The organism is Sphingobacterium alimentarium (assembly GCF_004342685.1).
Classification (GTDB): domain Bacteria; phylum Bacteroidota; class Bacteroidia; order Sphingobacteriales; family Sphingobacteriaceae; genus Sphingobacterium; species Sphingobacterium alimentarium.
On record NZ_SMBZ01000086.1, the window covers coordinates 1 to 4686 of the forward strand.

A 4686-nucleotide genomic window follows, 5' to 3' on the forward strand; every position below is an offset into this window, starting at 1 on the left:
AAATATATGAAAATCAAATGATTGTGTCAATAAAAATAAGAGGAGATATAACATAAAAAAAGACTGTACCACTTATTTATGATACAGCCCCTTTTATATATTTCCGAATACGGTATTAATTAGTAATCGGTGTGATCGTTATTTTTCTGAATTCTACACCTGTATGGTCACCTTGCAGATAAATCGGTCCTGGTTCACCTTCTTTACTATCTAGCGCGCCACCCGTTATCCCTGGTATTTCTTGGTTGTTAATCACCGTCTTTCCATTAGCCACTACGGTAACCATTCTGCCGCGAAGCGTGATTTCGTATTTATTCCATTGATTAGGACCCAAAGTAGCGATTTCGCTAGGTGTCAAAAATCCATATACACCGCCATAATATAAAGAGCCTGGATGTCTATCCAATGGCGAGTCTTCGATCTGCACTTCATATCTTCCGCGCAGGTAGATACCGGAATTGCCACCCTCAGCATATCTAAATTCAGCTTCTAATTTGAAATCTTCGAATGTCTGCTCCGAAATCAAGTTGGCGCCAGCCTTTTTGTTAATCAGAATACCATCTTTCACTTCCCATTGGCTATCCTCCGACGAAGTTTTCCATCCGGTCAAGTCCTTACCATTGAACAATTCGATGGCCGTACCCAATTTGCCAGCAGATTGACGCACTAAATAAGGTGCTTTTTCGCCTTCATAATTGTACACATTGCCTTTATTGCTGGTGACCGAACCTTTTATTTTACCCGCTTCGAGTGCTCCTTCGACTTTAATGAGTCCTGTACCGTCTTCCCATTGTGTAGGGATTTCAAACATGAACTTGCCGCCGTCAAGTTTCACGTGCGACACCGGACGTGCACTACCTGCGTCCGCCACAAAATAACCTACCAAGGTATTGAATCCCGAAAGCTTTATTTCTAACCAAGAAGGCACCTGCTTACCGTCTTTCTCCACCGTAATATCCCAGCGGCCGATCAAATCCTTTGCTTCGTCAGGTATCACCTGTGTAGCGGCATTATGGACATCATCCTTATCCGTTTCCTCCTTAGGAGCGTTGTTACAGCTTGAAACCGTCATCACCAAAACAGTGGCTAGCGTAGAATAATTTATTAGTTTATTGAATTTCATAAATGAAAGGGTTTATATTGAATTAAACAAATATAATATTTTAAGAGATAAGCACGATTTAAATAACATTTTTAACAGCAGTGATGGAAAAAAGTATTATTTTAGGATAATTTTTTAACCAATTTATTTTTATGTTTAAACCATTATTAACCCTACTATTATCCTTGTTGGGCTTTTTATCTTTCGCGCAGGACTTTTCCTACGGAAAAATAAATAAAGAAGATTTTGATAAAGGAAATTATGCGCCTGATGCAGAAGCTATTGTATTGCACGAATTTGGTAAAGCGCGCATAGAGTATAACTCGATTAAGAAACAACTTAATCTTCGCTATTTTTATCATACCAAAATATTAATCAAAAATAAAGAGGGACTCGATTACTCGAACTTTTCGGTGCCCCTATATAAAGAAAGGAACAGAAGCGACAAGGAAACCATCTCGGGCATCAAAGGCACGACTTACAATCTCTTACCCAATGGTGAAATCGAAAAAACAGAATTAGACAAAAAAAATATTCTTAACGAAAAATCTTCGGAGACCCAAGAGATTACCAAAATTGCACTAGCCAATGTCAAAGAAGGCTCGATCATCGAATTAAGATACAGCACCGAATCGCCTTACCTTTACAATTTGGAATCTTGGCAGTTTCAGAGCACCATTCCCAAAATGCATTCGGAATTTATAACCGAAATACCAGAGATCTGTGTGTACAATGTCAATATGAAAGGTATTGTCCATTTGAGCAAACACACCAAACTGCCTTATGACACGCAAATTGTGTCTTCTTTAGGCGATGTAATGGGCCAGCAGACCATCTATGTAGCCAACAATATTCCCCCCTTTGTACAGGAAGATTACATGACCGCTGCCAAAAATTTCATGGGCAAACTGACGTTTGAGTTGGCTTCATTTTCTATTCCTTTTGGACCGAACTATAATTTTTCCCGTACTTGGACCGATGTCGTGAAACAGCTTAATACTGCGAATGAATTTGGCAAAGAAGTCAATAGATCAGGACAATTTAAGCAGGTCATTCCTACCATTGTCAAAAACGACATGACTACACTAGTCAAGGCACAGACTATATACGATTACATCAAAACACAGATCAAATGGAATAAAAAATATGGTTTATATAGTGATAATGGAGTTAAAAAAGCATTAGAAATCAAACAAGGAAATACCGCTGATATTAATTTTGCGCTGATCGGAGCATTGCGCGATGCCAATATTGAGGCCAATCCTGTGGTTCTCTCAACACGTGACAATGGCATCCCTTCACTTTACAACGCGACATTGTCCGATTATAATTATGTGATAGCACATGTGCTTATTGATAGTCAAGAATACTTATTGGATGCTTCGGATATATATGCTGCATTTGGACAGATACCGCTACGCTGCATCAATTATCAAGGGCTGTTGGTGAGCAAAGATAATTTCAAATGGGTACCGCTTACTGCAATACAAATTAGCCGCGTAAGATATGAATTTGTAGGTGATCTTGATGAAGAAGGCAACCTCAAAGGACAGTGGACAGTATTACGCAATGGCTATGCCGCTTCCAACAAAAGAAATGAAATCAAAGCTTTTAATTCACTCGATGAATACAGAGAAAGTGAATTAGAATCCACCCCGCATTATAGCATTAAAGAGCATCATATCAACAATCTAGAGGATCCTTATTCTATGCTCACGGAAATTCAGCAAATCGAAATCAAAAATTTTGCAAGCAAGAAAGGTCAAGATCTGAAATTTATTCCTTTTATAAGTGGACGTAAGACCAAAAATCCATTTAATCTTGATGAACGTACCTACCCTGTAGATTTGGGATCCTATATCGAAGAATCATTTTCGATGGTTATCAACATGCCAAAAAACTATAAGATTAATAACAAACCAAAAAATGTAAGCCTTAGTCTCCCTAACCGAGATGCACGGTATATTTATATCATCAAGGAAAATGAGAACGAGCTGCAGATTCAAGTATCTTTGGGGCTCAATAAGGCTATCTTTTTACCCGAAGAGTATTTACATCTCAAAGAATTCTATTCCCAGATTATACAATCCCAAGCGCTTGACATTACGCTAAGCGGGAGTACAATATAAAAGCTGATTAGCGAAGCTAAGATTCGACAAAGAGGCGTTTTTTCCAGGCATTTTCTGGTAGTTTTTTTAAATTACCAGAAAATTTTAAGCCTTTATTAAGCTAAGATTTATATTTTTGATTAAATCAACCCTGACTATAATGAACTTAGATCCGACTGACATTAAGCTCCTGAAACTTTTGCAAGAAGATGCTACCCTAAGCAATAAACAATTGGCTGAAAAACTGTATAAATCTATTGCCGCTATCCACGAACGGGTTAAAAAATTAAAAAAAGCTGGGTATATTAAGAAAACAGTAGCTATTTTGGATCGAAACAAAATTGGTATAGGTTTAATATCCTTTTCACAAGTATTCTTAAAAGCCCACACTTTTGAAGTACTTAATGAATTTGAAAAAGAGGTGTCCAAATTTCCCGAAGTCATGGAATGCTACCAAATGGCAGGGTCTTATGACTTTATGCTGCGCATAGCCACCAAAGACATGGAAGCCTACCACATGTTTCTGCGTCATAAGCTTGCTGTATTGCCTCAAGTGAATACGGTACAGACTTATTTTGTGCTATCAGAGACTAAAAGTGAAACCGCATATCACTTCTAATCAAAACCGAATAGGTTAATCAGTTGTTAATCAAGTAACAAATCAGTAAATTTAATACTAAAATACAACTAGTTATGAGAAATTTCATCTTTACTATTCTACTATTTGCGGGGTTAGTACCTCCTATTCTTGCCCAAGACATCTCCGGTGCATACCTTGCCGAAAACAATGGAACCAAGCATTTGCTGCTCATTACTGATGGCTATATCACCCATAGCACCTACAGTAACGATACATATATGAGCACGCAAGGTGGCACGTATAGCCTCGGCGACAAGCAACTTATCGTACAATGTGAGTTTGATGACAAGGCGGCAGACAACATTGGTAAAAGCCATACCTTTTCGCTCGAAATAGCTAATAATGCGCTTATCTTGGACGGCACTACTTTCCAAAAGCAAGCGAAGAAAGCACAAGGGCTGGACGGTCTATGGCGCATCACAGGTCGTAAAACCAATGACAACATGCAGACGATACAACGTGGCGATCGCAAAACAATAAAAATATTAATAGACGGGTATTTTCAATGGATAGCTATCAACCCTGCAGAAAAAGGATTCTATGGTACAGGTGGTGGACATTACGAATTTAGCAATGGTAAATATCAAGAAAATATTCTATTTTTCTCTCGTGATAATAGCCGAGTGGGCGCTTCATTGAACTTCGACGGCAAGATCGAAAATGAGCAGTGGCATCACAGTGGCAAGAGCTCCAAAGGAGATCCAATTTACGAAATCTGGAGTCGCGATAATAAAAAATAAAAAGAAAGGGGCCGTATCAAAACATCAAAAGTTAGATACGGCTTTTTATTTTTTAATCGTCAGCTTCTTTCCTGAGTATTTCCTGAATTTGATATA

General features: G+C 38.3%; 4 protein-coding genes. 3 read left to right on the forward strand and 1 reads right to left on the reverse strand.

The window, feature by feature from the left end; genetic code table 11:
- Window positions 1-115: 115 nt before the first annotated feature.
- A complete protein-coding gene (locus EDC17_RS16495; RefSeq protein ID WP_132779312.1) occupies window positions 116-1123 on the reverse strand; it encodes a 3-keto-disaccharide hydrolase in 1008 nt (335 codons plus the stop codon).
- A gap of 131 nt (window positions 1124-1254) precedes the next feature.
- Here EDC17_RS16495 and EDC17_RS16500 point away from each other — a divergent pair, with 131 nt between their 5' ends.
- The 3 genes from EDC17_RS16500 (at window position 1255) to EDC17_RS16510 (ending at window position 4590) form a co-directional block, all read left to right on the forward strand.
- Window positions 1255-3231: a DUF3857 domain-containing protein gene (locus EDC17_RS16500; RefSeq protein ID WP_132779314.1), complete on the forward strand. Its 1977-nt coding sequence runs from the start codon at window positions 1255-1257 to the stop codon at window positions 3229-3231.
- 139 nt (window positions 3232-3370) lie between these two features.
- Entirely contained in the window at window positions 3371-3829 is a 459-nt protein-coding gene (locus tag EDC17_RS16505; protein ID WP_394343372.1) for an Lrp/AsnC family transcriptional regulator, read from the forward strand.
- A 74-nt stretch (window positions 3830-3903) separates the two neighbouring features.
- Window positions 3904-4590, forward strand: coding sequence for a hypothetical protein (locus EDC17_RS16510; protein WP_132779316.1), 687 nt, complete (start codon window positions 3904-3906; stop codon window positions 4588-4590).
- Window positions 4591-4686 lie beyond the last annotated feature (96 nt).

Excerpts from the sequence above, each read along its gene's own strand:
- EDC17_RS16495 (WP_132779312.1), bottom strand. The coding sequence starts at position 1,123 with ATGAAATTCAATAAACTAATAAATTATTCTACGCTAGCCACTGTTTTG.
- EDC17_RS16500 (WP_132779314.1), top strand. The coding sequence starts at position 1,255 with ATGTTTAAACCATTATTAACCCTACTATTATCCTTGTTGGGCTTTTTA.
- EDC17_RS16505 (WP_394343372.1), top strand. The coding sequence starts at position 3,371 with ATGAACTTAGATCCGACTGACATTAAGCTCCTGAAACTTTTGCAAGAA.
- EDC17_RS16510 (WP_132779316.1), top strand. The coding sequence starts at position 3,904 with ATGAGAAATTTCATCTTTACTATTCTACTATTTGCGGGGTTAGTACCT.